The organism is Curvibacter sp. APW13 (assembly GCF_032337135.1).
Classification (GTDB): domain Bacteria; phylum Pseudomonadota; class Gammaproteobacteria; order Burkholderiales; family Burkholderiaceae_C; genus Allorhodoferax.
Genome location: NZ_JAVXZZ010000001.1, coordinates 27,547 through 44,822, shown reverse-complemented (window position 1 = coordinate 44,822; position 17,276 = coordinate 27,547). Strand labels below are relative to the sequence as shown.

Sequence of the window (17,276 nt, the reverse complement as noted above, 5' to 3'; positions counted from 1 at the left end):
CTCTGCGAGTCCTTGGGCGAACCCTTTGAGCGCGGCCGCATGGTGATGGGCGGCGTGGTCAAGGCCAATGGCCGCGCCAACCTGCGCATGACCACCTTCTTGCGCGGTACCAGCGGCTTGCTGATCGATTGCAGCGACCGTCTGCGCCAGACCCGACCGGAGCCGGATGACCTGCTGCCCGCCCTGAAATCCGCCATCGCCCGTGCCGCACGGGACGGTCAGCCCTACACTAAGACTGGCGGCAACGGTCTGTACGAGCGCCGCCATGAGCTGCCCGAAGCCTTCCACACCATCGGCAAGCATCGGCTCACCGGCTGGGTGGATGCTTTGCTGGCTCAGGGTGAGCTGATCACGGCCATGGCCGAAGGCTCCAAACTGGTGAAGTGGCTCGACGTGCCCGATGGTCCGGTCGCCCAAGGGCAGGCGGTGTTTGTCACCGGCCACCTGACCCCCTCCAGCGCCGGTCGGCCGGTTGCCGAGTAATGCTTCCCACCCCCAACAATCGTTCCCGGCTTCCCGCTTTCCCACCGGGAACGCTCAGGGGTGGGAACGATTAAACACCAGCAAAACCAAGGGTTTAAATCGTTCCCGAACCAAATCGTTCCCAGCGGAGCCGGGAAGGATTAAAACCCAATTAAATCAAAGCATTCCCGGCTTCCCGGTGTTTCCTCTCTAAAGAGAGGGTGAGCATTGGGAATGCTCACCTCACTCGAGTGTTGATGCTGGCCGGACCGGGAAGCGGCGACCCGCCCAGGCGAAAGGGGTCCTTCCTGGCGATATTTCAATACGGGGGGCGACAGCGCAGCATTTCGCTACCGTCCGACCAGAAAACAAGGTTTGCAGGGTTTGCGGTTCGCACCCGGCGATGTGGGCCAACGGGCCGAATGCCGCGCCAGTGCTAACGTGGACGGGATGGCGGGAACGCAGAAGGTGCGAACCTAGGTGCGTACCGGGCTCGCAGGTTTGCAGCCCGAGCGCGCAAAGGGGTATCCAGAAACTGGACACCCTTGCGGCAAGGGGGTGAATTGAACTCACGCCCCGGCCTTCGCTGATCAGACCACGCGATACACCCGCTCCCCGGAATCGTTGTGCGCCAGCACCACGTTCAGGCCGAGTTTCTTGCGCAGCATTCCGGAGATCGCCCCGCGCACCGTGTGCGGCTGCCAGCCGGTGGCCAGTATCAGTTGCAGGCTGGTTGCCCCCTGCGGGCGGCGTAGCGCCATCACCAACGCCGCGAGCTTGGTGCCGGGGCGAACCGAGATGCCCTCCAGAAGTTGGAGGTCGTCGGTGGTGTCCATCGGCTGGACGTCATCCAGCGGTACGGGGCGCTGCTGCCCGATGGCCACGTAGCCCGCGTCGGTCAGCAGGTGGTCGCCGTCGGCAGCAGGCTCGATCCAGCCACGTAGCAACAGCGCAGTCAATACCTTAACCCGCGCGCCGCCGCGCAGAGTGTCAGGCGGGATCACGCGCCCATCGTCGCGGCGGGCGGCGGTTCGTAGCAGCAGGCTTTGGGCTGGGGAGAGTTTGGGCAGGGCTTCCATCGTTGCCTCCCTTACTTGGCCTGGCTATCGAAGATCGCCAGCAGGTCATCCAGCGCCTGATCCACCCGCCCGAGGTCACCGACGTGGCCCCAGTGGATGGCAGCCGGGTCATGGCCGAAATGATCATCGGCCAGTTGCCGCATGGCCTCGATCTTGTCGAGGATCAGCGGCAGGCCTTGCAGGTAGGTTTCGAGGGCGGTGGACTGGGTGGTCATGGCAGGCTCCGGATTAATTGATGACGCCCCCATTCACGCGCTGAACGATCAGGAAGCCAAGCGTTGCCAAATAGGGTAATTATTCATTTATAAGGGCAATGGCGTGGCGCATTACCCCAATTCAGAGTACGATTACCCCATTTACGGCCCCCCGAGATCCTTCATGCACTCACTCTTGCCCGACTACCTCGCCAAGCTGCGCTTTGATGCCCAGCAACTGGCGACGCTACGTGCTCTGGGCGAGTACCGGGGCAAGCAGCAGCTATACGTGGCACAGTCGCCCGAGGTGTTGAGCGACTTGCGTCAGGTGGCCGTGGTGGAGTCCACCGAGTCATCCAACCGCCTGGAGGGCGTGGTGGTCGCGGCGCACCGCCTGAAGTCGCTGGTGCTCAAGAACGCCACGCCGCAAAGCCGCTCCGAGCAAGAGGTGGCAGGCTACCGTGACGCGCTGGGCCTGATCCACGAAAGTGGCGAGCAGATGCCATTCTCGGAGGGCACTGTCCTGCAGCTTCACGGCATTCTGTATCGCTACATGCCACAGCCGGGCGGGCACTGGAAAGCCACCAACAACGACATCATCGAGCGCCACCCCGATGGCAGCTCGCGCATTCGCTTCCGGCCCGTGGCGGCGCATCTCACGCCCATGGCAATGACCGACCTGATTGCGCGCTATCGTACTGCACTGGATCAACATTTGGCTGACCCCCTTGTGCTGGTGCCGCTGGTCATCCTCGATTTTCTCTGCATCCACCCCTTCCCGGATGGCAACGGCCGCATCGCACGTTTGCTGACCCTGCAATTGCTCTATCACTTCGACTACGCGGTAGGCCGCTTCATCAGTCTGGAGCGCATCTTCGAAGAGTCGAAAGAGAGCTATTACGAAACGCTGGAGGCCAGTTCGCAGGGCTGGCACGACGGTGCCCACGATATCGCGCCGTGGTTGGACTACTTCTGGGGCGCACTGCTGCGCGCCTACAAGGAATTCGAAGCACGTGTCGGCACCATTGAACGTGGGCGCGGTGCCAAGGGCGACCGTGTGCGAGCCGAAATCCTCAAGCGCAGCCTGCCGTTCTCGATCTCCGAAATCGAAGAAGCCTGCCCGGGTGTTAGCCGCGACATGGTGCGCGTCGTCTTGCGGGCCATGAAAGCCGAAGGGTTGATCACGCCAACGGGCAAAGGCCGCGCTGCCAAATGGGAACAAACGGGGGCGAGGCCATGAAGGTGCTATCGGACATCCTGAGCCTTATCGTCGATAGATCGGCGATAGCCGCCGGGCGATACCTCGGTGCTGGCCCAATGAATCAAAGGTTTCTATCGACCACGGGCGATGAAGAGTGGTCGACAGCAATGCCATTCGCATTGGGCACACAGCTGGGGGAAGGTTACGCATGACCAAATCCGAGGCGCAAACGCGGTCAGAGCTGATCGATCAGCAACTCGCGCTGGCGGGCTGGAACGTCAAAGACCCCACTCAGGTGGTCGAGGAGTTCGACATCCTGACGGAATTGCCTCCCGGCGTAGCTGAACCTCGCACACCATACGAAGGCCACCAATTCAGTGATTACGTCTTGCTCGGCAAAGACCGCAAACCGCTGGCGGTGATCGAGGCCAAAAAGACCAGCCGAGATGCCGCCATTGGCCGTGAGCAGGCAAAGCAGTACTGCTACAACATCCAGAAGCAGCTGGGCGGCGAACTGCCGTTCTGCTTCTACACCAACGGCCACGAGCTCTATTTTTGGGATCTGGAAAACGCGCCGCCACGCAAGGTTGTCGGCTTTCCCACGCGCGACGATCTGGAACGCTTTGCCTACATTCGTCGCAATCGCAAGCCGTTGACGCAGGAATTCATTAACACCTCGATCGCCGGGCGCGACTACCAGATCCGCGCGATTCGCTCGGTGCTCGAAGGCATCGAAAAAAAGCAGCGTGATTTCCTGCTGGTGATGGCCACCGGCACCGGCAAGACGCGCACCTGCATTGCCATGGTCGATGCCTTGATGCGCGCCGGGCACGCAGAAAAAGTGCTGTTTCTCGTGGACCGCATCGCGTTACGCGAGCAGGCACTGGCCGCCTTCAAGGAGCACATGCCCAATGAGCCGCGTTGGCCCAACGTGGGTGAAAAGCTGATTGCCACGGACCGCCGTGTGTACGTCGCCACCTACCCGACGATGCTGAACATCGTCCGGGACGAAGCGCAGAACCTGTCGCCGCACTTTTTCGACTTCATCGTCGTCGATGAGAGCCACCGCTCCATCTACAACACCTTCGGCGAAGTCCTCGACTACTTCAAGGCCATCACGCTGGGCCTGACGGCCACGCCTACCGACATCATCGACCACAACACGTTCCAGCTTTTTCATTGCGAAGACGGCATTCCCACGTTTGCCTACACCTACGAAGAAGCGGTGAACAACGTGCCGCCATATCTCTGCAACTTCCAGGTCATGAAGATTCAGACCAAGTTCCAGATGGAAGGTATCAGCAAGCGCACCATTTCACTGGAAGACCAGAAAAAACTGATCCTGCAGGGCAAGGAGGTTGAAGACATCAACTTCGAGGGCACCCAGCTTGAAAAGCAGGTGATCAACAAGGGCACCAACACCCTGATCGTCCGCGAGTTCATGGAAGAGGCCATCAAGGACGCCAACGGCGTGCTGCCGGGCAAGACCATCTTCTTCTGCGCCACCAAGGCCCACGCTCGGCGCATGGAGGAAATCTTCGACAAACTCTATCCGCAGTACAACGGCGAACTGGCCAAGGTACTGGTGTCGGACGATCCGCGCGTCTACGGTAAGGGCGGCCTACTCGATCAGTTCACCAACAACGACATGCCGCGTATCGCCATCAGTGTGGATATGCTCGATACCGGCATCGACGTGCGCGAGATCGTCAACCTCGTGTTCGCCAAGCCGGTCTATTCCTACACCAAGTTCTGGCAGATGGTCGGGCGCGGCACACGCCTGCTGGAAACCAGCAAGCCCAAGCCCTGGTGCCTTGAAAAAGATGTGTTCCTAATACTCGACTGCTGGGACAACTTCGAATACTTCAAACTCAACCCCAAGGGCAAGGAGCTAAAGGCCCAGTTGCCGCTGCCGGTGCGGCTGGTGGGCCTGCGGCTCGACAAGATCGAAAAGGCCAGCGACAGCGGCCATGCCGACATCGCCGCGCGCGAAATTGCCAAGCTCCGCCTGCAGATTGCGGCGCTACCTAAAGAGTCGGTGGTGATCAAGGAAGCCGCCGCTGCGCTGGCGCGGCTGGACGATGACAACTTCTGGATCAGTCTCAGCCACGAACGGCTGGAATTCCTGCGCACCGAAATCAAACCGCTGTTCCGCACCGTCTCCGAGGCCGACTTCAAGGCCATGCGTTTTGAGCGAGACCTGCTGGAATATTCGCTGGCCGTTCTCAATGAGGATAAAGAGCAAGCCGAGACCATCAAGGAAGGCATCGCCGAACAGATCAGCGAACTGCCGCTCTCCGTCAGTTTCGTGAAGCAGGAAGAAACGCTGATCCGCGCCGCGCAAACCAGCCACTACTGGGCCAAGGCCGACGAAGATGCTTTCGACGAACTGATTGCCAAACTCGGCCCGCTGATGAAATTCCGCGAACAAAGCACCGGCCAGGAGCAAACCCATCTCGATCTGGCCGATGAACTGCACAAGAAGGAATGGGTGGAGTTCGGCCCGCAGCACGAGGCGGTCAGCATCACCCGCTACCGCGAAATGGTCGAGGCCTTGATTGCTGAACTCACCGCGCACAACCCGGTGCTGCAGAAGATCAAGAACGGCGCGGCGGTCAGCATGGTGGAAGCCAATGAACTGGCCGAACTGTTGCACGAAGAACACCCGCACATCACTGAAGACCTGCTGCGCCAGGTCTACAAAAACCGCAAGGCGCGCTTCATCCAGTTCATCCGCCACATCTTGGGCATTGAAGTGCTCAAGAGCTTCCCGGATGAAGTCAGCGCCGCCTTCGATCAATTCATCCGCGCCCACACCACGCTCAGCAGCCGGCAGATGGAATTCCTCAGTCTGTTGAAAAATTTCATCATCGAGCGCGAAAAGGTGGAGAAAAAAGACCTGATCAACGCCCCCTTCACGGTCATTCACCCGCAGGGCATACGTGGCGTGTTCAGTCCGTTTGAGATCAACGAAATCCTGCAGCTGACCGAACGGTTGGCTGCCTAAAAAACAGGGCACCTCATGCTACAGAACAACCCCGAACTAAAAGGCAAGATCGACCAGCTCTGGAACAAATTCTGGAGCGGCGGCATCAGCAACCCACTCACCGCCATCGAGCAGATCACCTACCTGCTGTTCATGAAACGGCTCGATGAGCTGGACCAGAAGCGCCAAGCCGATGCTGAATGGACTGGCGAGACCTACGCCTCAAAATTCGTTGGCAGCTGGATTCCGCCGGAATACCGCAGCCAGCCGGAGCCCGAAAAATTCGCCATCGACAAGCGCAGCCTGCGCTGGAGCGAATTCAAGCGCATGCAGGCCGAAGACATGCTGCAGCACGTGCAGGGCAAGGTGTTTCCCTTCCTCAAGGACCTGAACGGTGCCGAGTCCAACTTCACCCACCACATGAAGAATGCGGTTTTCATCATCCCCAAGCCAGCCCTGCTGGTGGAGGCGGTGAAGACCATCGACGACATCTTCGAGGTGATGGAGCGCGATTCGCGCGAGAACGGCCAGGCCTTTCAGGATATCCAGGGCGACGTTTATGAAATGCTGCTGTCCGAGATCGCCACCGCTGGCAAGAACGGCCAGTTCCGTACCCCGCGCCACATCATCAAGCTCATGGCCGATCTGGTACAGCCGCAACTGGGCCACAAGATTGCCGATCCGGCCTGCGGTTCCGGCGGATTTTTGCTCGGTGCCTACCAGTACATCGTCACGCAGCTCGCCATCAAAGCCGGCACGAAAGGCCTCACACCCGATGAAGATGGCTTCGTGCGCACCTCGGTCGCCGCCGCCCTTACCGAAAAAGCGCAGTCCATTCTGGCCAGCTCGCTGTGGGGCTACGACATCGACGCCACCATGGTGCGTCTGGGGCTGATGAACCTGATGATGCACGGTATCGACGAGCCGCACATCGACTACAAGGACACCCTCAGCAAGAGCTACACCGAGGAATCCGAATACGACATCGTGATGGCCAACCCGCCCTTCACCGGCAGCATCGACAAGGGTGATATCAACGAAAACCTGCAACTGGGCACCACCAAGACCGAGCTGTTGTTTGTCGAGAACATCTACCGTCTGCTCAAGAAAGGCGGCACCGCTTGTGTCATCGTTCCACAAGGCGTGCTGTTCGGCTCAGGCTCGGCGTTCAAGACGCTGCGCCAGTTGCTGGTGGATCGTTGCGACCTCAAGGCCGTGATCACCATGCCCAGCGGCGTGTTCAAACCCTATGCGGGGGTCAGCACTGCCATCTTGCTGTTTACCAAGGTCTGGGGCCCGAAGGACAAAGTCACCCAGCCTGCCACCGAACACGTCTGGTTTTACGAGATGGCCGCCGACGGCTATTCGCTGGACGACAAGCGCGGCAAGCAGGAAGGCAGTGGCGACCTGCAAGACATCGTTGCCAAATACCACGCTCGCAATCCCGCCACCGACACTGACCGCACGGCGAAATGTTTCATGGTGCCGCGCACTGAGATTGCGGACGAGAAAAACAACTTCGACCTTTCACTCTCCCGTTACAAAACCGATGTGTTTGAGGAGGTGCATTACGACGCGCCGGGCGTGATTCTGGATCGGCTGATTCAGGCTGATGTGGGCGATGTGGATGAAGAAGACCTCGCCAAGGTGCAAAGCGGCATCGTGCGCGAGTTGTTGGTGTTGAAGGGAATGGTGGGATGATCCCGATGAAGCCGACCACGTTGTCTCAACTTGCCGTGGTATCAGCAGGTCAAGGCGCACCAAAGGACAACGAATTTTCTGAGAGCGGCGTTCCCTTCGTCCGCGCAGGCAGTTTGGAAGCTTTGCTTTCAGGAAAGAAAGAATCCGAACTCGAACTTGTCAGCCCAGAAACGGCGAAGCTGCGCAAGCTGAAAACCTATCCGAAGGGCACTATTCTCTTTGCCAAGAGTGGCATGTCTGCCACGAAAGATCGTGTTTACGTCCTTCAGAATCCAGCGCACGTTGTCAGTCACTTGGCGACATTGATTCCCAAAGATGGCGCCCATGTCGATTACCTGCGACTGGCTTTGAAGCGTTTCCCTCCGTCGTCACTGATTAAAGACCCGGCATATCCAGCCATCGGTTTGGGTGAAATTCAGAACTTCGAAATCCCTGTTCCCGAAGAATTCGACGACCAAATCCGCATTGCCCATCTGCTCGGCAAAGTGGAAGGGTTGATCGCCCAGCGCAAACAACACCTGCAGCAACTCGACGACCTGCTCAAGAGCGTGTTTCTGGAGATGTTTGGCGATCCGGCGCGGAATGAGAAAGGGTGGGATAAGGCGACGTTTGGTCATTTCGCCAAACAGGGGGCAATTCTGGGAATCCAGGATGGAAATCATGGAAACGACCACCCCAAGGTTTCGGACTTTTCCGGAACTGGTTTGCCATTTGTTACGGCAAATGTTGTCAGGAATGGCCGGATACTCTTTGACAAATGCTATTACTTGCCGCCAATTTGGCTAAAAAAGCTCCGCATTGGTTTTGCTCGAGCCGGGGATGTTCTTTTGTCACACAAAGGAACGCTGGGATTGACGGCCGTCCTGAATGACAAGTTCGATACTTACATTTTTAGCCCGCAGACCACCTACTACAGAGTCGACCCTGAAAATATTCTTCCCGCTTATCTGAAGGCATACTTTGATTCAGATTACTTTCAATGGCTGCTTCGGAAAGAAGGTGGCAATCAGGCAACAAGGGCTTACTTGGGCATCACAAAGCAAAAGGAACTTCCGCTGATGTTGCCGCCGATAACTCTGCAACGGGAGTTTTCGTTGGTTGCAAGCCGAATTGCGGCTCTTCGCGATACGTACGAGCAAAACATCGCCGATTTTGAATCTCTATACAGCGCCTTGAATGAGAAGATATTCAAGGGCGAACTGGATTTGTCGCGCGCGCCCTTGCCGGGCACACAACCCGAGGAAGAAAAAGCCGTGGCAGCAGAATCTTTGCAAGCACCCGTCGAACAAGGCTTGCCCATCAATTTACCTGACACCGATAACTTGCTGGCTGCACTTGAGAGCGTTGAGGCGCGCAAGAATCTGCTCGCGCAGTGGCTGGATGCCTATCGCAGCCAACTGGGTACCACGCCTTTTTCAGTGCAGCACTTTATGGCGGCGGCGCAAACCCGGCTGGCGGAACTTCACCCGGACAACGATTTCGAGCTGGGTGCCAACGACTACGAACATATCAAAGCCTGGGTATTCGATGCACTGGCTGCTGGCACACTGATGCAGGCGTTTGATGACATGGGCAACCGCATCGAACTGAAGGCTGTCCAGACATGAAACTGCTGCGCCTCAAGATCACCGACCCGGCAGGCTTTCGCAGTCTGCCCTGTGGTTTTGAGCATCACTTCCGCACGGAATGGAGCCTGCAGGATGAACTGGCCCAGCCCGACGGCTTTGCGCCCTTTGTCTGCGCCGGCCCCAATGGCAGTGGCAAATCCAACCTGCTCGAAGCACTGGCGGCGATCTTCTTTCAGCTGGAAATCCTGCGGGTGCGCCGCAGTTTTCTGCCCGAGGTGTTGCAGAACACTGGCCAGGACTTTTCGCCGGTGGCGTTTGAACTGGATTACCTGATCCGCATACCCGCTGAGTACCGTGGCCCCGACAGTCCAGCGTGGGCGAAAGTGGGGGTGTGGAAAAACCCCGGTGAATCGGTGCGCTTTCTGTGGGAGAACCAGAGCGACTTCGACACCGACGTTTACGAGGTTTTCAAGGGCGGCCACGCCGACATCCTGCTGCCGCAGTACGTGCTGGGCTATTCGTCGGGCGAGAACGAAATCCTCAGCTTGCCCTTTTTCAAAATGCGTTTTGTGCAGTTCGACGAATACTGGACAGCACTGGCCAAACAGCTTCCTTATCCCGGTCGCCCAGATGCGCGGTTAGCCTACCTCGATAGTGGATTCAGCCAGGCCATTCTGCTGTGCAACCTGCTGTTCCAGGACGAAACCACGCTCCAGCCCTTCCGCGAGGATGTAGGCATCGAGGCGCTCAAGGAATTTCGCATCCTCATTCGACGCAGCATCCCGCTGACACGCCAACAAGTGGAGACCTTTACTTCCGGCGATTACGTTCTGCCTGGTTATACGCAAGATGGCTACTTTGCAGACAACGCCGCCATAGGCCTCGACCCAGAGACCGGCGAGTACCGCCTCAAGTTGCTGTATGGGCTGGAAGGCGACGAGCGCACGTCTATCATCGAAAAGCTCAAGCGTTGCGCCACGCTGCATTTCCATGACGAAGCCACCGATACGCTGATCCTGGACTATTGGGTCAATGAACGGACGAAAGATGCCTTCCGCGACAATTTCGACGGTTCTGCGTTGTCCCTGTTCCAGGCACTGCAAGTCCTGCTGACGCTGAATCTGTATTCGGTCAGCGATGCGCTGAAGTCCGATCTCTACACATCGACCAGCCATTACGTCGGCGAAACTGTGCCGACCTTGGCATCCGACCAGCGCATCATGCGTTTCAAGTTCGTGCGCTTCACCAAGCAGGGCGTGGCGCAGCCGATGATGCTCAAGGAGCTGTCGGATGGCGAGCATCAATTGCTGCACAGCCTCGGGCTATGCCTGCTGTTTAGGGACACCAACAGCCTGTTCCTACTCGATGAGCCCGAGACGCATTTCAACCCGGACTGGCGCGCCAACTTCATCACCCGCCTGCGCCAGTGCCTGCTGGATGCCGGGGATGTGGGACAGGAAATGCTGATCACCACCCACACGCCATTCCTGATTTCCGACAGCAAGCCGGACAAGGTGCTGGTGTTTGCCAAGGACAAAATCACCGGCGCAGTCAGCATCCGCCATCCGGACTACAACACGCTGGGCGCTTCGATCAACAAGATCACCATGAACACCTTCGGCAAGCGCGAAACCATCGGCGGCCATGCGCAGGCCTTGCTGGAGGCGTTGCGGGCCCGCTTTGAGCAGGGCGGCGAAGACAAGGAAGCCCTGATCACGGAGATTCACCAGCAACTCGGCGACTCGGTGGAAAAAGTGCTGCTGATCAAGGCCATCCTGGATGCTAATCAGCCGGGCGATGGGGAGGCGCAGGGCTGATGCTGTTTCCGTACACCTATGTCCCGCACCAGATGGAGAAGATGCAGGCGTTCATCGACTTCATCTTTCATGAAGTGTGGTGCAAGGCACCGGCGAGTGGGCCTTTTGGTTTAAACCTGTTCGACGCCAACGCGGAATTGCGAGAAGTGATGGAGGCCTTCTATTACTCCGACGCGCAGGGTGCCGATTTTTTCTACGGCCATGTGGAGCGAATCTACGGCCTGTTTTCGGCACTGACCTCCGTGCAGATCAATCAGTTTCAGCAGTGGTATCAGGGCAATAATGATCTGGAGAAAGTGTGTGCTAATGACCCGGCCACACACCTCGCCCGTTACGCCGACATCGCAGTCCATCACAAAGACCTTGCCGCCCAGTTCGGTACGTTCTTCAAGGGCTTGTACTCGCAGTCGCTGCTGAACCTCGCTGCATTGCGCGCCAAAATCGGTGACATCGACGATCACTATCAGGCCTTCGTGTCCACCAACACAGTAGGAAAGTGTCCGTTCTGCGGCATCGGCGATATCAAGGGCGCGCATCACAGTAAACGCGAGGCCTACGACCATTACCTGCCCAAGGCGCTGTACCCATTCAACTCCATCAATTTTCGCAATCTCGCGCCCGCCTGCCACGAGTGCAATAGCACCTATAAACTCAGCAAGGATCCCGCTCACAATCCTGCCGGGCGGCGCAAGGCCTTCAATCCGTATGCCCCAGCGGGGCATAACGTTCAGATACAGGTCACCTTACAGCACGCGGACATCGACAAGATGGTGCCTGCTGACATCACAGTGCAATTCGGCCCTGCGGCGCTGGCTGAAGAACTCGACACCTGGCAGGACGTCTACGGCATTGAAGAGCGCTACAAAGCCAAACTCTGCGGGGAAAACGACGGCAAGTACTGGCTGGCGCAGGTCATCGATGAATGCCAAGCGTATGACAAGCAGCCCGCCGACATCCTAGCCATGCGTGTCCAGCAGGCACAGAGCCGGCCGTATGCCGATTGCAATTTCCTCCGAAAGGCGTTTCTCGAGGCATGCCAGAAAATCGGCGTTCTTTGAAATCCCCGCAGCACCCCGCGCCAGTGCTCATAAGCTCGGGAGGCCGGTCAGCACATGGTCAACCATCCGCCACCAAATCCGGAAAACCAACCAGAATCTGGTTGGTTTTTTTTTGCCTTTTCGTCCTCGAAAGCAAGGGCTTCCCGCCAGACATGACTCCCATCCATCCCTTGCGCCGCCTGCTGGGCTACGCGCAGTCCTACCGGCGAGACATCCGCACCGCCAGCCTCTACTCTGTTCTCAACAAGTTCTTTGACGTCCTGCCCGAGGTGCTGATCGGTGCCGCGGTGGACGTGGTGGTCAAGGGGGAAGAAAGTTTCCTGGCCCGTCACGTGTTGGTGGCCTGGGGAATCACCGACGTGTGGCACCAGCTGCTGGTGCTGGGCGTGCTCAATGTCTTCATCTGGGGTGGGGAGTCGCTGTTCCAGTACCTGTACGAGGTGCGCTGGCGCCAGGTGGCGCAAGACCTGCAGCACCGCATGCGGCTGGATACCTATACCCATGTTCAGAAGCTCGACATGGCCTATTTCGAGCACCAGCGCACAGGTCGCCTCATGGCGGTGATGAACGACGACATCAACCAGATGGAGCGCTTCCTCAACGGCGGCGCGAACCAGATCATTCAGGTGTTCTGTTCCTCCATCATGGTCAGCGCCGTATTCTTTGCGCTGCAGCCGGGGCTGGCCATCGTGGCGCTGCTGCCGGTGCCGCTCATCCTGTGGGGTACCTTCTGGTTCCAGGGCCGCCTGGCGCCACGCTATGCCGAGGTGCGCGAAGCGGCAGGTGACGTGAATGCGCGCCTGAACAACAACCTGCTGGGCCTGGCCACCATCAAGGCCTTTGCCACCGAGTAGTTAGAGGCTGCGCACATCGAAAGCGCAAGCAACGCCTACCGCACAGCCAACGCGCGCGCCATCCGTGTCAGCGCGGCCATCACACCCGTCATCCGCATGGCCATCCTGGCTGGGTTCACGGCCACGCTGCTCTACGGTGGCTGGCTCACCCTGCACGGCGAACTGGCCGTGGGCGCGTACTCGGTGCTGGTATTCCTCACCCAGCGCCTGTTGTGGCCGCTGACTGGTCTGGCCGAAGTGGCCGACATGTACCAGCGCTCCATGGCCGCCATCAGCCGCGCGTTCGAGCTACTGGACACGCCCGTGCGCACCCCCTACGAAGGACGCCACTTTACCCCCGACAGCGTGCGCGGTGAGGTAACGCTGCGAGACGTGGACTTTGCCTACGGCGAGCCCCCCGTGCTGCATGGCGTGAACCTGCACGTGCAGGCCGGGCAGACGGTGGCTTTTGTCGGTCCCACGGGCTCGGGCAAGTCCACCCTCATCAAGCTGCTGCTGCGTTTCCACACCGCGCAGAAGGGGCAGGTGCTGGTGGATGGCCAGAGCGTGGACAGTCTGAACCTGCAGGACCTGCGCCGCGCCATTGGCTATGTGGCCCAGGACACCTTCCTCACCGACGGCACCGTGGCGGAAAACATTGCCTACGGTGTTCCTGGTGCCGCTCAGGCCGACATTGAACGGGCTGCGGAGTTGGCCGAATGCACCGAATTCATCGCACGCCTGCCGCAGGGTTTTGCTACGCGCGTGGGAGAGCGTGGGCAAAAGCTCTCGGGCGGTCAGCGTCAACGTCTGGCCCTGGCCCGCGCCATCCTCAAGAACCCACCCATCCTGGTGCTGGACGAAGCCACCAGTGCCGTCGACAACGAAACCGAAGCCGCCATCCAGCGCTCGCTGGCCGTGGTGAGCCAGGGCCGCACTACGCTGGTCATCGCCCACCGGTTATCGACCGTGCGCCACGCCGATTGCATCCATGTGCTGGACCAGGGCCGCATCGTGGAAAGCGGCACGCACGATGCGCTGGTGGCCCAGGGTGGGGTGTATGCGGCGCTGTGGCGGTTGCAGACGGGCGAGGGCATTGCGTAAGCGTACTCTCGCACGCATGCCCGACGGATCAGGGGTGAACTGATGCGAACGTTTCTGGTGTTCGTCTGTTACCTGCCAGCTTGCGCGCATGCACTTGCTTCGCAGCCCGTGTGCGCTGACTTGGCAGCGCAGTGGGACGGCCCCGAAAACAGTTTCCACCCTCCATTCGGTCACGCGCCGGTAGGTGTTTGCAGCGGCAGGAGGACGGTGAAGCAGGTACCGGCGCCTGGTGCGCTGCGCACCTGCAGCGTGCCTCCATGCAGTTCCACCGAGTTCTTCACGATGGCCAGTCCCAGTCCGGTTCCGGGAATGTTGCCGACGTTGCTGGCGCGATGGAAGGACTCGAACAAGTGGCCAATTTCTTCCGCAGGAATGCCGATGCCCTGGTCGGAGACTTCCAGGCATAGCTGTCCATCGCGCTGCCCCACGCAGAAGCGTACTTCACCCCCGTCCGGGGAGTATTTGATGGCGTTGGAGAGCAGGTTGCTGAAGATGTGCCGCAACAGTTTGTCGTCGTAGCGGCCACAGTGGGTCTGCATTGCGAAGTCCTTGACCAGGGTGCAGCGCGTGTCGGGTTGCTGGGCCAGTGCTTCGTCCACCAGGGTGTGGCACAGCGCCAGCAGGTCCATGTCGCGCGGCTCAAATTCCAGCATGTGGGCGTCGGCCTTGCCCAGCATCAGCACCCGGTCCAGCATGCGGGTCATGCGGTGCACACCGTTTTCGATCGTCTGCAGCACTTCGGCCAGTTCACTCGGTGGCAGGCGGTCGCCATAGAACTTGATGAGTTCGACCGAGGACAGGATGGTGGCCAATGGGGTGCGGAACTCGTGGCTGGTCATGGATACGAAGCGGCTGCGCAACTCGTTGAGCTCCTTTTGTTGCTCCAGCGCTGCACGGGTCCTCTGCTCGGCCTGTATGCGCCCGGTGATGTCCAGAAAGGTCCAGATGACGCCGGAGTCGGGGTCGCGCTCGCGCACGCAACGCCCCGCCATTTGCACCCACACCACATCCCCATTGCGGCGCTTGAGCGGTCGCTCGGTGGTGTAGGTGCCATGGCTGCGCAGGGCGGCGTATTGCTCTTCGCCCCAGCGCTCCCAGGTGCTCGGGTCGGAATACACCAACAGCGTGGACTGGCCGATGAGTTCTTCGCGCGCATAGCCCACCATTTCAGCGAACTTGTCGTTGACCCACTGGTGATTGCGGTCCACCGCCAGCACGATGCCGACCAAGGCACTTTGCAGGATGGCCTCGCGCTCCGAAGAGGTGCGATGCAGAACCTCCTCGGCCTTCTTGCGTTCGGTGATGTCGGAAAAGAAGGTCAGCGTTCCTGGCGCGCCATCCCAGGGCACCACCGTCACGCCGATGTCGATCCAGCGCACCTCCTGGTTGGGCATCAGCAGCCGGATCTCGTAGCGGTTGGGTACCTCTTCGCCGGCCAGTCGCCGCCGACGGCGTTCGTCGACCAGGGCGCGGTCGTCGGGGTAAATGCGGTGCAGGTAGCCTTCACGCATCAGGTCTTCGCGGGACACCTGCGTGATTTCGGTGGCACGGTTGTTGACGAAGACGAAGCGACCGTCCTGCACCACCAGCATGCCTTCGCCGCTGTGCTCCACCACGGCCCGATAGCGCTCCTCGGAGCGATGCAGGGCCATGTCCATCTGCCTGCGCTCGGTGATGTCGGAGAAGAAGGTAATGGTGGCGGGCTGCCCATTCCAGGGCACCACCGACACCCCCAATTCGATCCAGGTGATGCTGCCGTCGTCGAACAGCAGGCGAACCTCATACCGGTTCGGTACCTCTTCCCCGGCCAGTCGGCGTCGGCGCCGCTCCTGGATGATGGCATGGTCTTCAGGGTGCACGCGGTGCAGGAAGCCAACCTTCAGGATCTCGTCCGGGTCCATGCGGGCCAACTCGGAGGCGCGCCGGTTGGCGTACACCAGATGCTCGCCTTGCAGCACCACCATGCCGGAGTCCACATGCTCGATCACGGCGCGGTAGCGTTCCTCCGAGCGTTGCAGCGCTTCCTGGGTGTTCTTGCTTTCGGTGATTTCCGAGAAGAAGGTGAGTGTGGCCCGCCCCCCTTCCCATTCCACCGGGGTGGGGCGGATGTTGAGCCAGCGCACCACGCCGTCCTGGCCAATATGACGGGCTTCGTAGCTGGCCTGGGTGGTCTGTCCGCGCGCCAGTTGCTCACGAAGGTCCAGCAGCACGCCGCGGTCCTCGGGGTGAATCCAGTCTATCGGGTCGGCACCCAGCAGGCCCGCATTCGGTATGCGCAGGATCTCGCTGGCCATGTGGTTGGCGAACACCACCCGGTTGGCCTTGGCCACGAACATGCCTTCTCCCAGGTGTTCCACCACGGACCGGTAGCGCTCTTCGGACAGGCGCAGCGACTCCTGGGAACGCAGGCGCTCGGACAGGTCGCGGATCGACGCGCCAAACCCCACGCCACCGTCTTCGGGCATGGACCAGATGTACAGCTCGACTGGAAATACCCGGCCATCCTTGTGCAGCGCCTCTGTTTCCACGATGCGGTTGAGCATGCGCGCTTCACCTGTCTGCATGAAGTGGCGCAGGCCTTGCTCGTGGGCCTGTCGGTGGTGTGGCGGGATGACCAGGTCCGACAGGCGACGCCCGACGGCTTCTTCCCGCGTCCAGCCCAGAATGCGTACCGCGCCCGGGGTCCAGTCGGTGACATGCCCCTGGGCGTCCATGCCGATGATGGAGTCCGGTGCAAAGTCCAGCAGGTTGTTGAGATGGGTTTCGCGGGCCTGCAGCTTGTGGACGAGCGCTTCCACCTGCGCAGCGTGCGGGGGCTGGGGGCTGTCGGAAGAGAAGTGCGTCATGGACGTGCTTCGCTCTGGGGAGCTGAAGACGCGGCCAGGCATGCCCGGATGCGCTGTTCCAGCAGTGCCATCGTGAACGGCTTGACAATGAAACCGGTCACCCCACCGGCGATGGCGCTCTTGACCTGGGCGGAGGTGTTTTCTCCGGTGAGCATGATGAAAGGCAGTGTTGCAAAGCGCGTGTCCTGGCGTACTCGCTCCAGCAGTTCGCGCCCGGACATGCGGGGCATGTTCCAGTCGCACAGCACCAGGTCGAAGGTCTTCTCCTGCATCAGCCGCCAGGCTTCTTCACCGTGGCGGGCCAAGGTGACCGACCGAAAACCCATGGCGTTGAGCAGGCGCTGCACGATGTTGCGCATCTCCTCCATGTCTTCCACCAGCAGGATGCTGGCTTGCGTTGAAGTGTTCACTGGTGCTCCTCCCCCGC

General features: G+C 59.9%; 13 protein-coding genes. 9 read left to right on the top strand and 4 right to left on the bottom strand.

Annotated features, from left to right (window positions below):
* The first annotated feature begins 12 nt into the window (after positions 1 to 12).
* Complete coding sequence (locus tag RQP54_RS00165) at positions 13 to 483, top strand: hypothetical protein (RefSeq protein ID WP_315676060.1); 471 nt, start codon at positions 13 to 15, stop codon at positions 481 to 483.
* 569 nt (positions 484 to 1,052) lie between these two features.
* On the opposite strand, the gene RQP54_RS00160 is transcribed toward RQP54_RS00165, so the two are convergent.
* Together RQP54_RS00160 and RQP54_RS00155 are read right to left on the bottom strand one after the other, a co-directional pair.
* Positions 1,053 to 1,541, bottom strand: a complete 489-nt coding sequence (locus RQP54_RS00160) for a DUF3489 domain-containing protein (RefSeq protein WP_315676059.1) — start codon at positions 1,539 to 1,541, stop codon at positions 1,053 to 1,055.
* A gap of 11 nt (positions 1,542 to 1,552) precedes the next feature.
* Positions 1,553 to 1,756: a hypothetical protein gene (locus tag RQP54_RS00155; RefSeq protein ID WP_315676058.1), complete on the bottom strand. Its 204-nt coding sequence runs from the start codon at positions 1,754 to 1,756 to the stop codon at positions 1,553 to 1,555.
* A 163-nt stretch (positions 1,757 to 1,919) separates the two neighbouring features.
* On the opposite strand from RQP54_RS00155, the gene RQP54_RS00150 reads away from it, so the two are divergent.
* From RQP54_RS00150 to RQP54_RS00115, 8 genes are all read left to right on the top strand, one after another.
* Complete coding sequence (locus RQP54_RS00150) at positions 1,920 to 2,975, top strand: Fic family protein (RefSeq protein ID WP_315676057.1); 1,056 nt, start codon at positions 1,920 to 1,922, stop codon at positions 2,973 to 2,975.
* 169 nt (positions 2,976 to 3,144) lie between these two features.
* Complete coding sequence (locus RQP54_RS00145) at positions 3,145 to 5,943, top strand: DEAD/DEAH box helicase family protein (RefSeq protein WP_315676056.1); 2,799 nt, start codon at positions 3,145 to 3,147, stop codon at positions 5,941 to 5,943.
* Positions 5,944 to 5,958: 15 nt separating this feature from the next.
* A complete protein-coding gene (locus RQP54_RS00140) occupies positions 5,959 to 7,623 on the top strand; it encodes a class I SAM-dependent DNA methyltransferase (RefSeq protein WP_315676055.1) in 1,665 nt (554 codons plus the stop codon).
* On the top strand, positions 7,620 to 9,230 hold the full coding sequence (locus RQP54_RS00135) for a restriction endonuclease subunit S (RefSeq protein WP_315676054.1): 1,611 nt from the start codon (positions 7,620 to 7,622) through the stop codon (positions 9,228 to 9,230). Before RQP54_RS00140 ends, RQP54_RS00135 begins: the two co-directional genes overlap by 4 nt.
* Positions 9,227 to 11,008 (top strand): restriction system-associated AAA family ATPase, encoded by a 1,782-nt coding sequence (locus RQP54_RS00130; RefSeq protein ID WP_315676053.1) that lies wholly within the window; start codon positions 9,227 to 9,229, stop codon positions 11,006 to 11,008. Before RQP54_RS00135 ends, RQP54_RS00130 begins: the two co-directional genes overlap by 4 nt.
* Entirely contained in the window at positions 11,008 to 12,066 is a 1,059-nt protein-coding gene (locus RQP54_RS00125) for a hypothetical protein (RefSeq protein WP_315676052.1), read from the top strand. The genes RQP54_RS00130 and RQP54_RS00125 overlap by 1 nt, the downstream gene beginning before the upstream one ends.
* Before the next feature lie 152 nt (positions 12,067 to 12,218).
* Entirely contained in the window at positions 12,219 to 12,920 is a 702-nt protein-coding gene (locus RQP54_RS00120) for an ABC transporter transmembrane domain-containing protein (protein ID WP_315676051.1), read from the top strand.
* Between the two features lie 96 nt (positions 12,921 to 13,016).
* Positions 13,017 to 14,003 carry an ABC transporter ATP-binding protein gene (locus RQP54_RS00115; RefSeq protein WP_315676050.1) on the top strand — a complete coding sequence of 329 codons (987 nt, stop codon included), beginning with the start codon at positions 13,017 to 13,019 and terminating at the stop codon, positions 14,001 to 14,003.
* A 170-nt stretch (positions 14,004 to 14,173) separates the two neighbouring features.
* On the opposite strand, the gene RQP54_RS00110 is transcribed toward RQP54_RS00115, so the two are convergent.
* A complete protein-coding gene (locus RQP54_RS00110; RefSeq protein WP_315676049.1) occupies positions 14,174 to 16,849 on the bottom strand; it encodes a PAS domain S-box protein in 2,676 nt (891 codons plus the stop codon).
* Positions 16,846 to 17,259: a response regulator gene (locus RQP54_RS00105; RefSeq protein ID WP_315676048.1), complete on the bottom strand. Its 414-nt coding sequence runs from the start codon at positions 17,257 to 17,259 to the stop codon at positions 16,846 to 16,848. Before RQP54_RS00105 ends, RQP54_RS00110 begins: the two co-directional genes overlap by 4 nt.
* Between the last annotated feature and the right edge of the window lie 17 nt (positions 17,260 to 17,276).

Excerpts from the sequence above, each read along its gene's own strand:
- RQP54_RS00160 (WP_315676059.1), bottom strand. The coding sequence starts at position 1,541 with ATGGAAGCCCTGCCCAAACTCTCCCCAGCCCAAAGCCTGCTGCTACGA.
- RQP54_RS00155 (WP_315676058.1), bottom strand. The coding sequence starts at position 1,756 with ATGACCACCCAGTCCACCGCCCTCGAAACCTACCTGCAAGGCCTGCCG.
- RQP54_RS00150 (WP_315676057.1), top strand. The coding sequence starts at position 1,920 with ATGCACTCACTCTTGCCCGACTACCTCGCCAAGCTGCGCTTTGATGCC.
- RQP54_RS00145 (WP_315676056.1), top strand. The coding sequence starts at position 3,145 with ATGACCAAATCCGAGGCGCAAACGCGGTCAGAGCTGATCGATCAGCAA.
- RQP54_RS00140 (WP_315676055.1), top strand. The coding sequence starts at position 5,959 with ATGCTACAGAACAACCCCGAACTAAAAGGCAAGATCGACCAGCTCTGG.
- RQP54_RS00135 (WP_315676054.1), top strand. The coding sequence starts at position 7,620 with ATGATCCCGATGAAGCCGACCACGTTGTCTCAACTTGCCGTGGTATCA.
- RQP54_RS00130 (WP_315676053.1), top strand. The coding sequence starts at position 9,227 with ATGAAACTGCTGCGCCTCAAGATCACCGACCCGGCAGGCTTTCGCAGT.
- RQP54_RS00125 (WP_315676052.1), top strand. The coding sequence starts at position 11,008 with ATGCTGTTTCCGTACACCTATGTCCCGCACCAGATGGAGAAGATGCAG.
- RQP54_RS00120 (WP_315676051.1), top strand. The coding sequence starts at position 12,219 with ATGACTCCCATCCATCCCTTGCGCCGCCTGCTGGGCTACGCGCAGTCC.
- RQP54_RS00115 (WP_315676050.1), top strand. The coding sequence starts at position 13,017 with ATGGCCATCCTGGCTGGGTTCACGGCCACGCTGCTCTACGGTGGCTGG.
- RQP54_RS00110 (WP_315676049.1), bottom strand. The coding sequence starts at position 16,849 with ATGACGCACTTCTCTTCCGACAGCCCCCAGCCCCCGCACGCTGCGCAG.